This window comes from Rhodoferax sp., assembly GCF_013297935.1.
Classification (GTDB): domain Bacteria; phylum Pseudomonadota; class Gammaproteobacteria; order Burkholderiales; family Burkholderiaceae_C; genus Allorhodoferax.
Genome location: NZ_JAAFIX010000005.1, coordinates 17523 through 36138, shown reverse-complemented (window position 1 = coordinate 36138; position 18616 = coordinate 17523). Strand labels below are relative to the sequence as shown.

General features: G+C 59.7%; 18 protein-coding genes. 8 read left to right on the top strand and 10 right to left on the bottom strand.

Going from position 1 to position 18616, the window contains the following annotated elements:
• Positions 1–72: 72 nt before the first annotated feature.
• Positions 73–2064 (top strand): molecular chaperone HtpG, encoded by a 1992-nt coding sequence (gene htpG, locus QZW03_RS08760; RefSeq protein WP_296509609.1) that lies wholly within the window; start codon positions 73–75, stop codon positions 2062–2064.
• Between the two features lie 142 nt (positions 2065–2206).
• Here htpG and QZW03_RS08755 read toward each other — a convergent pair whose 3' ends face one another.
• The 4 genes from QZW03_RS08755 to QZW03_RS08740 all read right to left on the bottom strand — a co-directional run bounded on the left by QZW03_RS08755 (position 2207) and on the right by QZW03_RS08740 (position 5564).
• Positions 2207–4321 carry a sodium:solute symporter family protein gene (locus QZW03_RS08755; protein ID WP_296509608.1) on the bottom strand — a complete coding sequence of 705 codons (2115 nt, stop codon included), beginning with the start codon at positions 4319–4321 and terminating at the stop codon, positions 2207–2209.
• Entirely contained in the window at positions 4318–4581 is a 264-nt protein-coding gene (locus QZW03_RS08750) for a DUF4212 domain-containing protein (protein ID WP_296509607.1), read from the bottom strand. Before QZW03_RS08750 ends, QZW03_RS08755 begins: the two co-directional genes overlap by 4 nt.
• A 78-nt stretch (positions 4582–4659) precedes the next feature.
• The gene (locus tag QZW03_RS08745; RefSeq protein WP_296509606.1) at positions 4660–5277 is read right to left on the bottom strand and encodes a tetratricopeptide repeat protein; all 618 of its coding nucleotides are present in this window, start codon (positions 5275–5277) and stop codon (positions 4660–4662) included.
• Positions 5268–5564 (bottom strand): hypothetical protein, encoded by a 297-nt coding sequence (locus QZW03_RS08740; RefSeq protein ID WP_296509605.1) that lies wholly within the window; start codon positions 5562–5564, stop codon positions 5268–5270. Before QZW03_RS08740 ends, QZW03_RS08745 begins: the two co-directional genes overlap by 10 nt.
• A gap of 377 nt (positions 5565–5941) precedes the next feature.
• Here QZW03_RS08740 and QZW03_RS08735 point away from each other — a divergent pair, with 377 nt between their 5' ends.
• The 3 genes from QZW03_RS08735 (at position 5942) to QZW03_RS08725 (ending at position 7940) form a co-directional block, all read left to right on the top strand.
• Complete coding sequence (locus QZW03_RS08735) at positions 5942–6808, top strand: TIGR02285 family protein (RefSeq protein ID WP_296509604.1); 867 nt, start codon at positions 5942–5944, stop codon at positions 6806–6808.
• Positions 6809–6879: 71 nt separating this feature from the next.
• Entirely contained in the window at positions 6880–7440 is a 561-nt protein-coding gene (locus QZW03_RS08730; RefSeq protein ID WP_296509603.1) for a pyridoxamine 5'-phosphate oxidase family protein, read from the top strand.
• A gap of 92 nt (positions 7441–7532) precedes the next feature.
• Entirely contained in the window at positions 7533–7940 is a 408-nt protein-coding gene (locus QZW03_RS08725; RefSeq protein WP_296509602.1) for a thiol-disulfide oxidoreductase DCC family protein, read from the top strand.
• Here QZW03_RS08725 and QZW03_RS08720 read toward each other — a convergent pair.
• Complete coding sequence (locus tag QZW03_RS08720) at positions 7937–9466, bottom strand: subtype B tannase (RefSeq protein ID WP_296509601.1); 1530 nt, start codon at positions 9464–9466, stop codon at positions 7937–7939. The two genes, QZW03_RS08725 and QZW03_RS08720, sit on opposite strands and share 4 nt — an antisense overlap.
• A gap of 105 nt (positions 9467–9571) precedes the next feature.
• Entirely contained in the window at positions 9572–10135 is a 564-nt protein-coding gene (locus QZW03_RS08715) for a histidine phosphatase family protein (RefSeq protein WP_296509600.1), read from the bottom strand.
• A gap of 158 nt (positions 10136–10293) precedes the next feature.
• Here QZW03_RS08715 and QZW03_RS08710 point away from each other — a divergent pair, with 158 nt between their 5' ends.
• Positions 10294–10734, top strand: coding sequence for an FKBP-type peptidyl-prolyl cis-trans isomerase (locus tag QZW03_RS08710; protein WP_296509599.1), 441 nt, complete (start codon positions 10294–10296; stop codon positions 10732–10734).
• Between the two features lie 18 nt (positions 10735–10752).
• Here the strand turns inward: QZW03_RS08710 and QZW03_RS08705 are convergent, their stop codons facing one another.
• The 4 genes from QZW03_RS08705 to QZW03_RS08690 are packed head-to-tail and all read right to left on the bottom strand — an operon-like array spanning position 10753 to position 15326.
• Positions 10753–11898 carry a M14-type cytosolic carboxypeptidase gene (locus QZW03_RS08705; RefSeq protein WP_296509842.1) on the bottom strand — a complete coding sequence of 382 codons (1146 nt, stop codon included), beginning with the start codon at positions 11896–11898 and terminating at the stop codon, positions 10753–10755.
• Positions 11899–11956: 58 nt separating this feature from the next.
• Entirely contained in the window at positions 11957–13453 is a 1497-nt protein-coding gene (locus QZW03_RS08700; RefSeq protein ID WP_296509598.1) for a M48 family metalloprotease, read from the bottom strand.
• A gap of 42 nt (positions 13454–13495) precedes the next feature.
• A complete protein-coding gene (locus tag QZW03_RS08695; RefSeq protein WP_296509597.1) occupies positions 13496–14497 on the bottom strand; it encodes a diguanylate cyclase in 1002 nt (333 codons plus the stop codon).
• 22 nt (positions 14498–14519) lie between these two features.
• Positions 14520–15326 carry an alpha/beta hydrolase gene (locus tag QZW03_RS08690; RefSeq protein WP_296509596.1) on the bottom strand — a complete coding sequence of 269 codons (807 nt, stop codon included), beginning with the start codon at positions 15324–15326 and terminating at the stop codon, positions 14520–14522.
• A gap of 255 nt (positions 15327–15581) precedes the next feature.
• Here QZW03_RS08690 and dbpA point away from each other — a divergent pair, with 255 nt between their 5' ends.
• The 3 genes from dbpA to QZW03_RS08675 all read left to right on the top strand — a co-directional run bounded on the left by dbpA (position 15582) and on the right by QZW03_RS08675 (position 18607).
• The gene (gene dbpA, locus QZW03_RS08685; protein WP_296509595.1) at positions 15582–16964 is read left to right on the top strand and encodes an ATP-dependent RNA helicase DbpA; all 1383 of its coding nucleotides are present in this window, start codon (positions 15582–15584) and stop codon (positions 16962–16964) included.
• Positions 16965–17082: 118 nt separating this feature from the next.
• Positions 17083–17319, top strand: coding sequence for a hypothetical protein (locus tag QZW03_RS08680; RefSeq protein ID WP_296509594.1), 237 nt, complete (start codon positions 17083–17085; stop codon positions 17317–17319).
• Positions 17320–17410: 91 nt separating this feature from the next.
• Complete coding sequence (locus QZW03_RS08675) at positions 17411–18607, top strand: ABC transporter substrate-binding protein (RefSeq protein ID WP_296509593.1); 1197 nt, start codon at positions 17411–17413, stop codon at positions 18605–18607.
• Positions 18608–18616 lie beyond the last annotated feature (9 nt).

The following is an 18616-nucleotide window of genomic DNA, read 5'->3' as shown; positions in this document are numbered from 1 at the left end:
TGAGGGTTGTCCGCGCCGCAAGCGGCATGGCTTGCGGTGCACATCGCTTTTTTGAGACTGAGGGACTGACCAATGACCAAGCAAACCATGAATTTCCAGGCCGAAGTGGCGCAGTTGCTGCACCTGGTGACGCACTCGCTTTACTCCAACAAAGAGATTTTTTTGCGCGAGTTGATCTCCAACGCATCTGATGCTTGCGACAAGCTGCGCTTTGAGGCCATCAACAATAGCGGCTTGTACGAGGCCGACCCTGAGTTGAAGGTGAAAGTCACTTTTGACAAAGACGCCAAGACCCTGACCATCACCGACAACGGCATTGGCCTGTCGATGCAAGAAGCCATCGACAACCTGGGCACGATTGCCAAGAGCGGTACCAAAGACTTTGTGAGCAAGCTCAGTGGCGACCAGAAGGCCGACAGCAACCTCATCGGCCAGTTCGGTGTGGGCTTTTACTCCGGCTTCATCGTGGCCGACAAAATCACCGTGGAATCCCGCCGTGCCGGCCTGAAGGCCGATGAAGCGGTGCGCTGGGTGAGCGACGGCGGTGCCAGCGGTGGCGGCGCCTTTGAGGTAGAAGCCATTTCGCGCGAAGCCCGCGGCACCAGCGTCATCCTGCACCTGCGCGAAGACGCTACTGACTACGCCCAGGCTTGGAAGGTCAAGGGCATCATCAACAAGTACTCCGACCACATCAGCCTGCCCATTCAGATGGAAAAGGAAGAGTGGAAAGACGGCGAGCTGATCAACCCGTCCGACGAAAACGGCGGCCGCCAGCCCGGTGGCATGGTCAAAACCGGCGAGTGGGAAACCGTCAACAAGGCCAACGCCATCTGGAGCCGCGCCAAAAAAGACGTGACCCAAGAGCAGTACGACGACTTCTACAAGCAGATCAGCCACGACTTTGAAGCGCCCCTGGCCCACACGCACAACCGCGTGGAAGGCAGCACCGAATACACCCAGCTGCTGTACATCCCCGGCAAAGCGCCCATGGACTTGTACAACCGCGAGCACAAGGGCGGCCTGAAGCTGTATGTGAAGCGTGTGTTCATCATGGACGACGCGGAAGCCCTGCTGCCGAGCTACCTGCGCTTTGTGAAGGGCGTGGTGGACTCTGCCGACCTGCCCCTGAACGTGAGCCGCGAGCTGCTGCAGGAAAGCCGCGACGTGAAAGCCATCCGCGAGGGCAACACCAAGCGCGTGCTGTCCATGCTCGAAACCCTGGCCAAGAACGACAAGCCGGCTGAGGCCGCGGATGGCGTCACCGACGTGCTCAGCGCGGAAGAAAAAGCCGAGCAAGAAGCCAACCTGGGCAAGTACACCAAGTTTTATGCCGAGTTCGGCGCGGTGCTCAAAGAAGGCTTGGGCGAAGACTTTGGCAACAAGGAGCGCCTGGCCAAGTTGCTGCGTTTTGCCTCCAGCACCACCGACAGCGTGAGCGTCTCGCTGGCGGACTACAAGGCGCGCATGAAGGAAGGCCAAGAGGCCATTTACTACATCACCGGCGAGAACGCAGCTGCAGCCAAAAACAGCCCGCAGCTGGAAGTGTTCAAGAAAAAGGGCATTGAAGTGCTCTTGATGACCGACCGCGTGGACGAGTGGGCACTCAACTACCTGCACGACTTCGACGGCACACCGTTGCAGTCCGTTGCCAAAGGCGCCGTAGACCTGGGCAAGCTGCAAGACGAGGCGGAAAAGAAGGCCACTGAAGAAGCTGCAGAGGCTTTCAAACCGGTGCTGGCCAAGCTCAAAGAAGCCCTCAAAGACAAAGCGCAAGATGTGCGCGTCACCAGCCGTCTGGTCGACAGCCCTGCCTGCCTGGTGGTGCAAGACGACGGCATGAGCACCCAGCTGGCCCGCATGCTCAAACAAGCCGGCCAAGCTGCGCCCGATGTGAAGCCGGTGCTGGAAGTCAACGCCGAGCACTCGTTGGTGAAAAAGCTGGACGGCTCCGTGCACTTCCATGACCTGGCCCACATTCTGTTCGACCAGGCCTTGCTGGCCGAAGGCGGATTGCCTGCGGACCCTGCGGCCTATGTGAAGCGGGTGAATGCACTGCTGGTGTAAGGCCTGAGTGATTTGAGGTCAAATTGGCCTCCCGCCGATATGCAACATGGGCTAATTGCTACTAATTTTGTAGCACATCAAAAGAAAAAGCCCCGCAACCTGTAGGTTGCGGGGCTTTTTAGTTGTAGCTCGAAGGCGTTAGTTAGTGCGCAGCACTGCCTTGCGAGGTGGTGCCATCAAAGCTGGGGAAGCGTACGTGCTCCACCAAGTCTTGCACTTCTTTATCAGGCGCTTTGGTGAGGAGCGACACCACAATAATCACCGCAAAGCCCAGGGGAACACCAAAGATACCGGCAGAAATGGGGGCAATATCCCACCAGGTGTTGGCCTTCAGAATCTCTGGGGTGATTGCATGATCATGGAACAGGCCGTACATCCATGGATGGGTTTGCACCATGTAGTAGAACGAGATGCCCAAGCCTGCCAACATGCCCAGCGACGCACCCCACTTGTTGGCGCGCTTCCAGAAAATACCCAGTGTCAAGGCTGGGAAGAACGCTGCCGCCGCAAACGAGAACGCTGCAGACACGAGGAACAAAATGTCGGCCATGCGCAAAGACGCTACATACGCCGCCGCCAACGCCACGACCACCAGGATGGACTTGGAGATGGCAACCCGGCGGGTTGCGGATGCGTTAGGGTCCACCACTTTGTAGTACACGTCGTGGGACAAGGCGTTCGCAATAGTCAGCAACAAGCCATCGGCCGTGGACAACGCTGCAGCCAAGCCACCGGCGGCGACCAGACCCGAGATCACGAAGGGCAAGCCTCCGATTTCCGGCGTGGCCAACACCACAATGTCACCCCCCAGGCGGATTTCCGCGAGTTGCAGAATGCCGTCTTTGTTAATGTCTGACACCGCCATCAGCGTCGGATCCACCACATTCCATCGTGCAATCCAACTTGGAAGTTGGTCCATCGGTGTGCCCACCAGCAAGGTGTAGATGTCAAACTTCACCAACACGGCCAAGGCCGGCGCCGTGAAGTAAAGCAAGGAAATGAAGAACAAGGACCAGGCCACCGACTCACGCGCCTCCCGCACCGAAGGCACGGTGTAGAAGCGCATGAGGATGTGTGGCAAGGCCGCGGTACCGATCATCAAGCAGAACACCAGGGCCAGGAAGTTCTTGCGGGCGACATCCCGCGCAGCATCATCCTTACCCGGGAAAGGCTCCGCATGGCGCAACGGAGGCGCAGCACGGGCCGCATTGGACGTGCGGGCCGCAGTGTAGGCTGCCTTGGCGGCAGTTTCATCCTTGGGCAGCGCGGCCAAGGCTTTTTCCGCAGCCTTGATGTCAGCCTCCGGCGCATTCGCGGCCTTCAGGTCATCCAGCTTTTTAGTGGCCGCTGCTTTGTCTGCCGCCATGGCAGCGGGTACATCTTTCAGCTTTTCGATCGCCTCGTCGGAGCGGGCTTTGAAAATTCCACGTACTTCGAGTTCCTTGGGGTCTTTCAAGAGCTGCTCTTCTTTGGCGGTTACCTTTTCCAGCAAGTAGCCATACGACACTTGCGGCACGGGCATGTTGGTGTGTTTCACCGACAACCAGACCACCGGAATCATGTAGGCCACGATGAGAATGAGGTACTGCGCTACTTGGGTCCAGGTCACTGCACGCATTCCACCCAGGAATGAGCACACCAAAATCCCCGCCAGCCCGACGTACACACCCACATCGAATGACAAGCCGGTGAGACGGGCGGTGATCAGGCCCACACCAAAGATTTGGGCCACCACGTACACGAACGACACCAGAATGGCCGCAAACACGCCAATCAGGCGCGCCATGTTGCCGCCGTAGCGGGCACCCAAAAAGTCAGGAATAGTGAACTGACCAAACTTGCGCAGGTAGGGCGCAAGGAACAGTGCCACCAAGCAGTAGCCGCCTGTCCAACCCAGAATAAATGCCAAGCCACCGTAGCCGGTCAGGTACAGGGTACCGGCCATGCCGATGAACGATGCCGCAGACATCCAGTCGGAACCGGTCGCCATGCCGTTGTAGATAGCAGGCACACGTCGACCGGCCACGTAGTACTCCGCGGCATCGTTGGTACGGCTCATGACGCCGATGCCGCCATAGAGCAACACCGTGGCGGCCAGGAAGGCGTAGCCGATGTACTCCTTGGGCATGCCCATTTGCTCCAGGAAAGCCAGCACCAGTACGAAGGCCGCGAAGCCGCCGCCGTACCAGACAAAGACTTTGTTCAGAGACTTTTGAAACTGGCTTTGGCTTTGGCCAGCACCCGCAAAAATACTCATGTGGACTCTCCTTCGGCGACTCCGTACTCTTTGTCGAGGTTGTTCATGTAACGGGCGTAGAACCAAATAATCAGGCAATACACCACCAGCGCGCCCTGGGCCGCGACCCAAAAGGAAAACGGCCAGCCGAAAAAGCTGAACGTTAAATCCCGCGCGAAGTACCCCAACACAAACGTGACAAAGAACCACAGGGCCAGCAAGAGCCCCGTGATCCTTAAGTTTTTGCCCCAGTATTCCCGGTGCTTCTCAGTGAGTTGCATCCTTGTCTCCTTCTCATTGAAATTAGATGAACCTTCTTTCGCTCCTTCGCTTGGAGCAGCAATAACTCAGCCTCACGGCTAATCCATTGCGCCCAGGCTCAACCCGGTCTCCCTCTCCAGCTGCGCGGCCACTTTCGGCTCAAAACCATTCAGGTGCCGCATCACCGTCAAGGCCTCTTCGGGTTGTTTCATTTCCATGTACACCCTCGCCATCTGGTACCAGGCAAAGGGACTCATGGACTGCAGTTGCGTGTTGCGTTTAAAGGCTTCTATCGCTTCTGGAAATCGGCGCTGTCGTACCAAGGCAAGACCCAGCCCGTACCAGGCCCGGTCCATTTTTTCGTCAATGCGCACGGCATGCCGGAATGCATGTTCTGCCCGCTCACTGAAGCCCAGGGCCTCCAGCACAAAGCCATGGTTGAAGTGCGCGTGAGTGCTGGCTGGCGTCAAATGCACTGCTTTCTCAAAGTAACGCAGCGCCGTCGGGAGGTCATCCGCATTGAGCGCGTCGTAGCCCAAACTGTTGATGGCCAGAACGTCCTGCGGGTAGATCGTCGCGATCTCTTCAAACACCGCCCGAGCGGGGCCGCGCAATCCCAACACCAACAGCGCCTTGGCCTTCAGGCGCAAGAGCAAAAGCGTCGTGCGGGTAGGGGTGCGCGGTGCCACCGCGCTGGCATCGTGATTTACTGGCATACGTTGACTCCGAGGGAGAGACACATATCAACCTTCAATTGCACAAGCGCCACCCATGCAATCAGCAACCAACTGCCGGCGGCCAGCGGAATATGCTGATCCAAAATCAATTTCGGGCTGACCTTGCGCGTTAGCCATAGCGCAGGCTTGGAGGCCACATCCAGCAGCTGCCAAAAAACGTTATGGTCCCGCTTGGGGCCCGCCAAAAGCCCCAATACGAATCTGCCGATGATGAACATCAGCGATAACTCCACCAGGCTCTTTGCAATGACGACGGTTAACAACATAGCTTCCGATTCCTTGGGCAAGTGAATTCGGCGGATTCTATGAAGCAGCTCACAAAGTCGGTAAGCCCTAAATCTGTCGGGGGCAAACTTCTACTTTGACGAAAAAAGTGACATAAACAAGCCAAGGGACAGCTACCCTCCCTCGCAATTCAGAGCAAACTGACGAGAGCCTGACATGCAAAAAAGTCTGTATTTCGGAAACTTTTGCGCTCGTTTCCTAGGGAAAGTCCTAGGCCCGGCAGCGGCCACTGAAGACGCTGGACGGGTCATTGGAGTCATGCACAGACTGTCGCTCAGTGATAACCCTCACGCAGGTGCAATACGGCTTAAGGTTATGCTGAGTCTCGTCGTTGCCTACCAGAAACACACGAGTTCCCATGAACAAAAGAGCCCCCGCTATCGCCTGCTGCATCAGTGCGTCGCTACTCGGGGGGGCGGCTTATGCCGAGGAGATCACTTGGCTGAGTGCCGATTTCCCGCCCCTGGCGATGTTCGACAAAGACACCAAGGACCCCGGCTACATGAATACCTTGCTGAAGCAAGTGCAGCAGGCTTTACCCCAGCATCGCATTCAAGAGGAGGTGCTACCTTGGCCAAGGGTCCTTTTTCTTGCCCAAAATGGTGGCGCCTATTGCTCGGCGATGGCAGCCCAAACGCCGGAGCGGGAGGCCTACTTACGGTTTACTGCGCCCTACGGCTATGTGTACCCCGTGGGCGTGGTTGCCATGGCCAAAAACCGATCCCTGTTCAAACGCTTTCTCAACAAGTCGGGCGAAATCCGCTTGCGAGACCTTCTGGACTACAACGAACTGCGGGTGGGGGTCGCCGGTAACAGGGCCTACGGCGCCAAGATTGATGACATGCTCAAACCGCTGTTGCAATCCAACGCGGCCCAAGTAATGAGGGTCAGTCAGGACAACTCGACCAAATCACTCATCGGCATGCTGCAAAAAAGTCGGTTTGACTACACGATGGCCTACCCCAACGAGGCTGTCTTCTACGACAACGCCCTCAACGACTTGCATTTCTATCCCATTGCAGAAAACACTGCGTTGATTGCCGGGCGGTTTAGCTGCACCAAGGGTCCGCACACCGACCAGACTTTTGCCGACCTCAGCCGATTGACGAGCACATTGCAGACGGACACTGCACTAGCCGCCTCGTATGAACGTTGGCTACCGCCCTATCTGATCAAACCCTACCGACAACGCCTGGCGAGCCAGATCAACAGCTCAACACGTTGAAAGCCCCAACACAGGTGCGGGTAGCGCCTGATTGCGGCCTTAGCTGCATAACACCTTCATAGAGGACCCGTGTGGACACACCACTCTTGAACGCAACTGAGATTCGCCAGCGCATCTGGCAAGAACTCCAGCGGGCCGTGCAAGACCGGCACCATGAGTGGCGCACACCCGTGCTGGCCACGGTGGACGCACATGGTGCGCCGCAAGCCCGCACCGTGGTCCTGCGGCAGGCCGACGCGCGGCAGACCGAGTTGCAGTTTTTCACCGACAAGCGCAGTCCCAAGGTTGCGGAATTGGAGGCGCCCCCCTCTGTGGCGCTGGTGTTTTGGAGCAAGCGGCTGAGCTGGCAATTGAGGATCCAAGCCACGGCAACTGTGCAGGGTAGCGGTCCCGAGGTGGATGGGGTGTGGGCTCGCGTCAGCCAATCCCCTGCTGCAGGAGACTATCTGTCGGCCAACGCGCCGGGCGCTGCGTGGAACCCTGACGCTACAGACCCGGCACCCGACCACTCGCAGCACCACCTTGCCATCGTCACCCTGCGGGTGCAAAACATAGACTGGCTGGAACTGGCGCGCACCGGTCACCGGCGGGCTGTATTCACCGCCGACCAGTGGGAGTGGCGGGTACCCTGAGGCCACCATTTGCCCGCGTTGGCGAAAGGGCTGGTCCTGATGCGCTACAAACGGGCGTCAGCATCTTCTGACTGCCTGTTGGGGCTGTGCCCATGTCTGTACCCGTTGACAAAAACGCTTCGCCTGCGTCCTGCGATGCTTTAACCGTGATGTTTGACGGCGCATGCCCTTTGTGCCGCCGAGAGATCGGGATGTACCAATCCTTGGAATCTTTGCAACCCGTGCAATGGCAGGATGTGAGCGGGACACAAGCCGGCCTGAGCCCCGAGGAACAGGCGCGCTTGATGGCCCGCTTTCACGTGCGACTGCCGGATGGGCGCTTGCTCAGCGGAGCCGCAGCATTTGTGGAGTTGTGGCTCACTATGCCGGGCTGGCGCTGGTTGGGGCGCATTGGCAGACTCCCCGGTGTGACGCCACTGCTGGAACTCAGCTACCGGGGCTTTCTGCATCTGCGGCCGCAACTTCAAAAGGTCATGCGCGCCGCGGAAACTCGCCGTTAGTTCGCTTTGGCGACCTGGGTCATCCAGACAAAGAGTTGCTCCAGATCGTAGTCGCCTGCGTGGCCCTGATCCCAAGGCATGGCGAAATCGACGGCATAGCCCTGGTTTTGCAGGGCGGTTGCCAGAATGACAGGAATCGCCAGCGAGGTATCACGGTCTATCGTGCCGTGGCGGATGCGCCAGCGCTTGGCATTGCGCGCGTCCTGACTGCCGATGTAGCGCATGGCATTCATCATCTTCACCAGCTTGTCTTCCGCTCGCCCTGCGCCACCGGCGGTGCTGTGCTGCACAGAGAAATCGGTGAAATGCCGGTTATCCGTTGATGCGGTACCGAACAGGTTGTTTTCGCCACTGGAGGCGTCCAGCGCGTCGAATGCTGGGGGTAGCTTCATGCGGCCGGCGTAGCGCACAAAAGCGTCCAGGTCGAGGCTGCGCACCTTGCCACCTTGGACAGTGAGCCAGCTGTGTTGATTCAGGTCTTTGCCGGCATCCAATTGGCCTTGCGCCGAGGCTTGCACATAAGTCGCAACCCAGTCTTTGAAGCTGCCGTTGCCATGGGCGTCCAGCGCCAAAACCTGCCCTTGCGGCGTGCGCAGTTGCAGGCTGTTGACATAGGCCGGAAACAACGGTTTGAGCGCGTTAGAAACCTGCATTTGCGCGGGTGTCAGAGTTCCGGCCACCTCTTTGCGCACCATGTTGAAATCCAGCATGCTCACTTGAATGGCGCGGTAATCGTTCACCCCGTTGAACAGCCACTCGTGCGCGGCGTCGGCACGCTCAAGGTTGGTTATAGGGCAGTAGGCGGACACCGCAAAAATGTCGTCCCGCCCCGGGGCTGCGCCAATAGTTTGCAGATAGGACTCGTAGTCCGGCGAATTGCCACTGGCACCTAACAAGGCAGACAAAGCACCTCCTGCACTGGTGCCACTAGAGATGATTTTCTCCATGTCGCCAGGCAGCACACCCGCATTCCAGCGCAGGTAGCGCACGGCGGCTTTCAAGTCCACGATAGCAGCCGGCGCCTTGCCGGTGTAGGTGCCACCGGCATCCTTCAAGGTGCGCCCCCGTGCGCCGGGCGACGCGACCACAAACCCCTTGAGCAAAGCTGTACCAATAGTGCTAGGCTTACCTGCTCCGGGGCCCTGGGTTGCCGCTTGGGCCGTGCCGGGTTTGGCGGGCATGTAGCCGCCCACCTGGTTCGGGAAAAACACCGGCGCCGTGCGGGCGTCAAAGCCCGCCACCTTGGCTCCCTGAAAGTAAGCCTCCGGCACATAGATGTTCATCACCTGATAGGCAGCGTCCACCGGCTTGGAGATGTACAGCACCCCAAGGTAGGCGCGCACTGCGATGCTTTGCCCGCCCACCGATACCGCTTGCGGCTCAAAGCGAGTGGGGTCCAGATGCAGGGAATCCGCTGCAGTATTAGCAGCTGAAGGTTGGCGGGCAGTCGAGCAAGCGGTGCCCATCAGCACGGCAGTACCGGCAAGGCACGAGAGTGCTGCGCGGCGGGACAATTGAGAACTCATGTGCAAACTCCTTTGCGGAGATGCTAGTCAAGGCATGTAAAGCGACGATGAACCGCGCAGCTTTCGATGCACAACCATGCCATGCCCGGCTCAAAGGCCGCGTTTTCAGGGTGTGAGCCTGCCCGACACCACCCAGGCGCCATCGCGCAACCGGAGCACCACCGCTTCTCCCGACGCGGGCACCACACCCGCAATCGCAGTGATGTTGACCTGGTGGGTCACCACCACCAACAAGCCATTGCCATTCCATGCATTTAACAAACGCTTGGCCGCCAGCGTTTGTGCAGGGGCTGCGTCGGGCTCTCCGAAAAACGAGTTGAACGCAGCCTTGTCCTCACGCATTCCAGGAAACGCCAGATCCGCTGTTTCGCGAGTTCTGCACCATTGGGATGACCAGACCGCCGTCACAGGCACGGTGAGCTGCCGGAAGTACGCGCCGATCCGCATTGCTTGTTTGCGCCCCTCGTCATTCAGGTTGCGTTGGGTCCGGCAGTCATTCAGAGCAAAGTGCTCCGGGTCCCCCACACCGGTTGCAAGAGCGTGGCGAATCAGCACCATACTGCCTGGCTGGAGCTCGCTTCTTTCATCTGCCGCATGAACTGCCAAAACCGGCATCCACATCACCGCTACCCACAAGAGGCCACGAAGGCTAGACAATAGGATTTTCATTGCGTCATTTTTTCAGATACCTGCAGCATCTGTGCACGTGCAACCCAAAGTCCCTCGCTACGAAATGCGGGAAAGGATAATGTTCCGGTACGCAGCTCAGCGAGTCCTGCTACCTTGTAGTTCCGCTGATTTCTTTCACACGATCTCGACAAGCCATTATGAAAATCAAACTCCGAATTTCCTGCATCGCTCTGGCTTTGTGTGCACAGGGTGCCTTTGCACAAAACGCCATCACCGCGGCAGCCGCCAAAGAAGACGGTGCAGTGGTGACCGCCAGTGGCTTGGTCTACCGCAGCCTCAAAGACGGCACAGGCACCAGCCCCAAGGCCACCGACAAAGTCACGGTGCATTACAAAGGCATGTTTCCGGATGGCCGTGAGTTCGACAGCTCCTACAAGCGCGGCCAGCCAGCCGACTTGCCGCTCAATGGTGTGATCTCGTGCTGGACTGAAGGCGTGCAGCGCATGAAAACCGGTGGCAAAGCCAAACTTACCTGCCCGTCTGAAATTGCCTATGGCGCACGAGGCGCCGGTGGTGTGATTCCGCCGAACGCCACCCTGGTTTTCGAAGTGGAGTTGCTCGGGGTGAACGGCAAGTAAACAGAGGAAACTGCAAATCTACACCGACCACTCCAGCAAAGGCTGCAGCACACTCGCGCCCAGCTTTTTGGAGCGCTGGCCGCTCCAGCCCACGGCGGGGTCGGGTAGGTTGACGTTGTCCTTGAAGGGCATCTCGATGGTCAAAGCCATACAGCCGAAGCGCTGGGCGATCCAGTTGGTGGCCAGGGTCATATTGGCTTGGCCGGGGGCGACCCGGCCGTAATTCAAGGTATCTTGAAAATCGGGGCAGGCGCGCATCCAGGCGGTTTTGAAATCGTCCTCCAGCTCGGCAATGCGCGGTGTGTAGCCCGGGGTGCCTTCGGAGCCCACCACAAAGTTGCAGGGCAGTGCCTCGTCGCCATGAACATCGAGGCACAAGTCCACGCCCACGGATTCCATGGCTTGACGCACCAGCAGCACTTCCGGCGAGCGCTCCATGCTGGGAGCGGCCCACTCGCGGTTGAGGTTGGCGCCAGCGGCATTGGTGCGCAGGTTGCCCAGCACCGCGCCGTCGGGGTTCATATGGGGCACCACATAGAAATTGCAGCGCTGCAAAAGGGTTCGGCTGACTGAGTCGTCCGCATCCAGCAAACGCTCCAGAAAGCCCTCGACAAACCACTCCGCCATGGTTTCGCCAGGGTGCTGGCGGGCAATGACCCAAATATTCTTTTTGTCCTCCTCGGGCATTTGGGTGTGCGGCTCAGCCACCCGCACCAGGCACATGTCCCGCCCCTGCACCGTGCCGCCCAAGCGTTGCAACTTCACCAAGGGGGACGCCGCCGCAGAGGCCAACAGGTCGAGGTGTTGCTCCAGCGAATAGGGCTCAAAGTAGGCGAAATAAATGGCATTGCCCTGGGGGGTCAAACGGGCAGTCATGACGCTGCCGTCGTAGTGGGTGTCGATGCGGCTCCAGTGCTGGCGGTCCTCGCTGGCGAGCACTTGGTAGCCCTCCCAACCTTTGGGGTAGGCGCACTCCGCAGCATTGATAAACCGCAGGGTCACCGCCTGCCCCGCCGCACCATGCAAACAAAAATGGAACCACTGGGCAAACCCGGCAGCACTGTCAGGGCGGATGCGCAGCTGAATGTCGTGCGCAACCTCGGCCCGCACAACGTCGATAGCACCGGCATCAAACTGGGAAGATATGTAGAGCTGATTCATAATAAAAATGGCAGTTAGCCCTCGCCGATACTGCGCAAGTAGCTCCTAAAAATATAGCAAATTACTTCATGACCACGACTTTAACTGGCTGCCCGACTGCTGGCTCGCCGCCGCCGTAGTAACCGTTGATCAAGCGCAGCTGCTGCTCGGGCCGCGCAATCGGTGAGTTTTTGGCCAGCTCGGCAAATCCACCCTTGGGGTACGGCGCTGTCTTGATGACCCAGGGCCGGGCCGCAGCGCGGTCTTGGGTTGTCAATGCGCGAAAGCTGCCTTCAGCCTCGCGCAGGCCTGCGCGGGCACGGGCCAGGGCGTTGGCGTCTTTGGCAGTCGACTGCAACAAGTACACCCGGTCACCGGGGCCGGTAATGACCGTCGCCTCCAAAGCAACGCTGCTGCCATTGGCACCGGCCCGTGCACCGGTGAAGCGAGAGGCCTGCAGCCCGTTGATAGTAGTGGGCTCCAAGCGGCCCTGGGTCGGCTTGAGCAGGTTGCGCACGACATCGGCCGGTGTCTTGCCGGCGGCGGCAGGTACCGTGCGCACCAGAAGCGCGGCATCGCGAGCGGTGTTGATAAAGGCCAGTTGCTCGGTGTCGTTTTGCACATACCAACCTGCAGGCGCCGTGAGGGCCAGGCCGAGGGACTCATGGTAAAAATTGCGCCCCCGCACCAGGCCCTGCTCCGGGCTGTCGCCAAAGTTCATGCTCTGGATGGCCTGCAGGTAGCGGGCGCGGCCCTCGTCGTCATAGCGCTCTTGGGTTTTGTATTGCGCGGCCAAGCGGCTGATGGTTTCAAGGCGCTGGTCGTTGCTGGGGTGCGATGAAAGCCAATCCCCCTTGGCGGGTGCAGGGCGCCCTTCGGCCTTGGCCTGGTCTGCCGCAAAGAGCTCCTGGTTTTTGAGGACCTTGATCACGTCAATCATGTTGCGCGGGTCGTAGCGGGTGCGAAACAGGTACTCGGCGCCCAAGCCATCGGCCTGCAGCTCCTGTTCGCGGCCATAGGAGGCGATGTAACCCGCCGCCACGTTTTGCGACACCTGTCCCGCAAGCTGCCCCGCGCCTGCCACGCCATAGGCTTCAGCCACCGCACCCAGCACGCTGGCGGCAAACACACCCAAGCCTGCGTTCTGCTGGCTCGTGGCGCGCTGTGCGCCGTGGCGGGCGGTGACGTGACCAATTTCGTGGCCGATGACGCCGGCCAGATCAGCCTCGCTATCCATGTAGGCCATGATGCCGCGGGTGACATAAACATAGCCACCGGGCAAGGCAAAGGCGTTGATCTCGGGGCTGTCCAGCACCGTAAAGTGCCACTGCAGCTGACTGCGGTGACTCTGCCCCGCCAAGCGCTGCCCCAGCGCGTTGACATAGGACTGCAGTGCCGGGTTGTTGACCACCCCGTACTCCTGCAACACCTGTTGGTGGCCTTTGGCCCCTTCGGCGATCTCGGCGTCCTCGCTCATGGCGGAGCGCTCGGTTTGCCCGGTGACCGGGTTGACCACATTGGTGCCGCAAGCTACCAACAACGCGCTGCTGACCAGCGCCATACCCATCCAGGAACGCATGCACGACCTCTTTTGAACGCGCCTGAGCGCAATCCTCAAATTTTAGGAGAGTCCAAGAGCACCGGTGTGCCATTCGGTGCGATTGCGCCCTGCCGCTTTGGCCCGGTAGAGCGCAAGGTCCGCCTGTTGGAGCATGCGACTCAGAAACACCATATCTTGTTCCTTGTGCAGCGTGTGCTGTGCGCAGACGACACCAATGCTCACCGAGATGGGCCGGTCACCCACCCGCACCTGCGCAATCAGGGCATGGGTACGCGCGGCAACGGCACGTGCGCCGTCCGGCGTGGCACCCGGCAACCACATCGCAAACTCCTCTCCACCATAGCGCACCACCAGATCACTCCCTCGGCCACTGGCTTGGAGTTGTTGGCCCAACTCCTGCAACACTCGGTCGCCCTCATCGTGACCATAGGTGTCGTTCACTTTCTTGAAATGATCTGCATCGACCATCATCAAGGCTGCGGGTGTGCCTTGAGGGGTCTGCTTTTGCCATTGCTCCACCGCGCGCTCCAAGGCGCGGCGGTTCCCCAATTGCGTCAGGGGATCGGTCAGGCTTAGCGCAGAAAGCTCTCGGTTTTCTGACTCCACATGTTGTGCATGTTCAGACATCTGCTGATGAAGTGCGTTCAACTCGGCATTCGCCTGTGACAACTCAGCCGCCAAGCGTTGGGCACGGCCCCGGGCGTCCAAGAGCTCAGCCTCGAAACGGCTGCGCTCTTGCGCTACAAAGAAAACCCAAAAAATACACTCCGTCTCATCCCAGCGGCCCTGGCGGGCATTCACCATTACCGGGACCGACTCACCGCTGGCTGTGCTGAGGTGAAGATAAATCTCCTGGATTGCGCCATAGCGCATCACCATAGGCCAGACGTGGGTCTGCATGAAAATGCGACTCGCAGCCGGCATCAAAACATCCAGAGTTCGGCCCGCACACGCCCCCCCATCTGTGCCCACCAGTGCCAACAAATCCCGATTCGCTGTCAGGATGCTCCCCCGCAAATCGGTAGCCAACACAGGACTAGGTAGCAAATCAAGGTGCTTCATGACACGCGGGCGGTCACCATGACTACAGCGAAGTCGCTAAATAAGCTTTCATTTCATCGACGACCAACGCCGGATGGGACATGTGGCTGCAATGCCCCACCACATCCAGTACCCGCAGCGTGCTGCCGCGCAGGTGCTGGTGCAAGTACTCCCCCACCTCGACCGGTGCAAGAGCGTCATACCGGTGTTGCAGAATCAAACTGGGGCAGGTGACCAGAGGCAGGTCCGCCCGGTTGTCCGCGTAAAAAGTAGCCTCGGCAAAAATGCGTGCAATCAGCGGATCCGTCGAGCAAAAACTCTCCTCCAGATTTTTTGCGACCGGTCCGCCGCCTTGCTCGCCGGAGATCACCGGGGTGAGGTAGTTGGCCCAGCCGATGTAGTTCTGGTCCATCAGCGCCAACAAACCTTCGAGGTCGGTACGCTCAAAGCCGCCCGCGTAGTCCGGAGCGTGGTTAACAAAACAAGGAGACGGGCCCACCATGATCATGCGATCAAAAAGGCTTGGGCGGGCAATGGAGGCCAACATGCCGATGGAACTGCTCACTGAGTGCCCCACAAAAGTGACTCCGGAGCTCAAGCCGAGGGCATCGCAAACATCGAGCACATCCTGAGCGTAACCGTTCAGGGTGCTGTAGCGGCGAGGGTCAAACGCGCTCGCATCGGAGGCGCCACAGCCCACATAGTCGAACAAAATCTGTCGATGGCTTGCCTCAAACGCAGGGGTCACCTGAGACCACATGTGCTGGTTACAGCCGAAGCCGTGGGCGTAGAGCAATGTTTGGGTGCCTTCACCGCTCACGTTAACGTGGTTTCGCTTCAAGATATCCATTGGTAGTTCTCCGGAGTTCAGCGCTTGTAGGAGCCGCAAGTCTAGGCTAGTTTTCGGTCAAGTAGTAACAACTTGCAGTGCAAGAGCGTGCCTGCATTCGGGGAGCAGAAAAGAACAAAGAAGCGGCGGGATGCGCCCTAGCAAAAAGAAAAACACCCCCAAAGCCCTCGTAAAAACAAGACATCTAGCTATTAAATAAGTAGCAGCCCGCAATTCACTGGATCAGCCCTCAGGCCCACCCCCGATAATCGGGGGATGACAGCTTTCTCTACTCTCCCCCTCGCACCTGCCACGCTGGCCAATCTGCAACAGCTGGGCTTTGATGCCATGACGCCCATTCAGGCCGCCAGCCTGCCGGTGGCGCTGGCCGGCCAAGACCTGATTGCCCAGGCCCAGACCGGTAGTGGCAAGACCGCCGCGTTTGCCTTGCCCCTGCTGGCTAAGCTCAATCCGCGCTGGTTTGCGGTGCAGGCCATGGTGCTGTGCCCTACGCGCGAGCTGGCCGACCAGGTGACGGTGGAAATTCGCCGCTTGGCGCGCGCGCAAGACAACATCAAGGTCGTCACCCTGTGTGGCGGTGTCGCGACCCGCGGCCAGCGGGCCTCGCTGGAGAACGGCGCGCACATTGTGGTGGGCACGCCCGGGCGCATCATGGACCTGCTGGAGCGCGAATACCTCACCCTGGAGGGCCTGAACACCCTGGTGCTGGACGAGGCCGACCGCATGCTCGACATGGGGTTTCTGGACGACATCACCACCGTGGTGCGCCAGTGCCCACCCAACCGCCAGACCCTGCTGTTTTCAGCCACCTACCCCGAAGGCATTGAGAAGCTGGCCAAGCAGTTCATGCAGAACCCGCAGCAGATCAAGGTGGAGGCCGCCAGGGCCGACAACACCATCGAGCAGCGCTTTTTTGAGGTGAACCGCGAGTCCCGTTTCACGGCAGTCAGCAGCATCCTGAACCATTTCCGTCCGGTGAGCACCATTGCGTTTTGCAACACCAAGCAACAGTGCAACGAGCTGGTGGACAAGCTGGTCGAAGACGGATTTATCGCCCAGGCCCTGCATGGCGACCTGGACCAGCGCGAGCGCGACCAGGTGCTGGCCCAGTTTGCCAACCGCAGCTGCTCGGTGCTGGTGGCTACCGACGTGGCCTCGCGCGGGCTGGATGTGAAAGAGTTGGATATCGTGATCAACGTGGACATTACCCCCGACCCCGAGGTGCATGTGCACCGCATCGGCCGCACCGGTCGCGCGGGCGAGAAAGGCCTGGCCCTGAGCCTGGTCAGCTTGCGCGAGATGGGTGCGGTCGGCAAGATCGAGCAGTACCAAAACGCGCCCTCGGTGTGGCACAAGCTCGACGAACTCACCCCGTCAGGCTCCGGGCGTTTGCTTCCCCCAATGGTGACCGTGCAAATTGCCGGCGGCCGCAAAGAAAAAATCCGCGCTGGCGATGTGCTGGGTGCCTTGACCAACGCCGAGGGCGGCCCCGCCTTCACCCGTGAGCAGATCGGCAAGATCCAGGTCACCGAGTACTGCACCTTTGTGGGTGTGGCCCGCAATGTGGCGCAGTCGGCCTGCAACAAGCTCAACGCCGGTAAGGTCAAGGGCAAGAGCGTGCGGGCACGCTTGTTGTAAGGGAAATTCCTACACGACTTACAGCCTGTGCCTGACTCCAGTTTCGGGCCGGGCTGACTACAGTTCTCCTAAGCGCCAAAGTCTGATGACCGGCGCAACCACTCACCGGAGAACTGCCATGAAAACCACTGCCACCGACCTCAACCCCTTCAGCTTGATGATGGAGCCCGAGCTGGTACTGCAAACCATGGAACGCTCGCAGCAGCTGCGCGGCCTGCGCCGCCACAAACTGCGCCCCCTGGACAAGCCCCTGATCCCCTACACCAAAGAAGCGCTGGCTGCCCGCGCCGCCTATGACGCGGCAATCGATGCGGAAGACTTTGAAGCCAACGCTGACAGCTACCTGCTGAACTGAGCGCGGTACTGCTTTCTGCGCCGGTGCCGCAGAAAGTAGGGAGGGTTGGGCCGATAATGATCCGGTCCATCCCCCTCAAGGAAAGTTTGCAATGCACCTGCCCCGTTTTGCCCCCTCCCGCCTGGTTTTGACCGCAGCTTTGGTTGCCGCAACAGCAGGTACCTGGGCCCAGACCCCGGAACCCGTTCGTGTCGGTTTGCTCAGCACCTTGTCCGGCCCCGGCGCTGGTTTGGGCGTGGACATCCGTGACGGCTTTCAGCTCGCCGTGAAACTTAACGGTGGCAAGCTCGGCGGCCGCCCTGCCGAAGTCATCGTGGCCGATGACCAGGCCAACCCCGAAGTGGGCCGCCAAACCGCAGACCGGCTGATCAAGCGCGACAAGGTCGACTTCATGACCGGCATCGTGTTCTCCAACGTCATGCTGGCCGTGGGCACTCCCACCTTCCAGTCCAAGACTTTCTATATCAGCGCCAACGCCGGCCCCTCGCAATACGCGGGTGAGCAGTGCAACCCCTACTTCTTCAGTGCCTCGTACCAAAACGACAACATGCATGAGGCGGTGGGCAAGACCGTCACCGACAAAGGCTTCAAGCGCGTGGCGCTGATCGCCCCCAACTACCCCGCAGGCAAAGACGCCCTCACCGGCTTCAAGCGTTTCTACAAAGGCGAGATTGCTTCCGAGACCTACACCGCCCTCAACCAGCTCGACTACGGCGCCGAGCTCTCCAAGCTGCGCGCCACCAAGCCGGACGCGGTCTACATCTTCCTGCCCGGCGGCCTGGGCATTAACTTCATCAAGCAGTTTGTGGGCGCTGGCTTGTCCAAGGACATCACGCTGTTCGGCCCCGGATTCTCGGGCGATGAGGACGTGATCAAAGCCGTGGGCGAGCCCATGCTGGGCATGTTCAACACCAGCCAGTGGGGCCACGACATGGACAACGCGGCCAACAAGAAATTTGTGGCGGAGTTTGAAAAAGAATACGGCCGCCTGCCCACCCTGTACGCGGCCCAAGGCTACGACGCTGCCCGCCTGATGGACGCCGGCGTGCGCGACAGCAAGGGCAAGCTGGACGACAAAGCCGCCGTCAAGAAGGCACTGGAAGCCGCCAAGTTTGACTCGGTGCGGGGCGCCTTCAAGTTCAACAGCAACCACTTCCCCATCCAGGACTACTACCTGCGCGTCATTACCCGCGACGCCAAGGGCCGCGTCACCAACCGCACTCTGGGCACCGTGTTCAAAAACCACGCCGACGCCTACGCCGCCAACTGCAAGATGCCCGGCCTCTAAGGCCTGACG

Bases quoted from the DNA above. Each gene is read 5' to 3' on its own strand.
- dbpA (WP_296509595.1), top strand. From the start codon at position 15,582: ATGACAGCTTTCTCTACTCTCCCCCTCGCACCTGCCACGCTGGCCAAT.
- QZW03_RS08715 (WP_296509600.1), bottom strand. From the start codon at position 10,135: ATGAAAATCCTATTGTCTAGCCTTCGTGGCCTCTTGTGGGTAGCGGTG.
- QZW03_RS08690 (WP_296509596.1), bottom strand. From the start codon at position 15,326: ATGGATATCTTGAAGCGAAACCACGTTAACGTGAGCGGTGAAGGCACC.
- QZW03_RS08675 (WP_296509593.1), top strand. From the start codon at position 17,411: ATGCACCTGCCCCGTTTTGCCCCCTCCCGCCTGGTTTTGACCGCAGCT.
- QZW03_RS08750 (WP_296509607.1), bottom strand. From the start codon at position 4,581: ATGCAACTCACTGAGAAGCACCGGGAATACTGGGGCAAAAACTTAAGG.
- QZW03_RS08740 (WP_296509605.1), bottom strand. From the start codon at position 5,564: ATGTTGTTAACCGTCGTCATTGCAAAGAGCCTGGTGGAGTTATCGCTG.
- QZW03_RS08695 (WP_296509597.1), bottom strand. From the start codon at position 14,497: ATGAAGCACCTTGATTTGCTACCTAGTCCTGTGTTGGCTACCGATTTG.
- QZW03_RS08735 (WP_296509604.1), top strand. From the start codon at position 5,942: ATGAACAAAAGAGCCCCCGCTATCGCCTGCTGCATCAGTGCGTCGCTA.
- QZW03_RS08725 (WP_296509602.1), top strand. From the start codon at position 7,533: ATGTCTGTACCCGTTGACAAAAACGCTTCGCCTGCGTCCTGCGATGCT.
- QZW03_RS08755 (WP_296509608.1), bottom strand. From the start codon at position 4,321: ATGAGTATTTTTGCGGGTGCTGGCCAAAGCCAAAGCCAGTTTCAAAAG.
- QZW03_RS08720 (WP_296509601.1), bottom strand. From the start codon at position 9,466: ATGAGTTCTCAATTGTCCCGCCGCGCAGCACTCTCGTGCCTTGCCGGT.
- QZW03_RS08680 (WP_296509594.1), top strand. From the start codon at position 17,083: ATGAAAACCACTGCCACCGACCTCAACCCCTTCAGCTTGATGATGGAG.
- htpG (WP_296509609.1), top strand. From the start codon at position 73: ATGACCAAGCAAACCATGAATTTCCAGGCCGAAGTGGCGCAGTTGCTG.
- QZW03_RS08745 (WP_296509606.1), bottom strand. From the start codon at position 5,277: ATGCCAGTAAATCACGATGCCAGCGCGGTGGCACCGCGCACCCCTACC.
- QZW03_RS08700 (WP_296509598.1), bottom strand. From the start codon at position 13,453: ATGCGTTCCTGGATGGGTATGGCGCTGGTCAGCAGCGCGTTGTTGGTA.
- QZW03_RS08710 (WP_296509599.1), top strand. From the start codon at position 10,294: ATGAAAATCAAACTCCGAATTTCCTGCATCGCTCTGGCTTTGTGTGCA.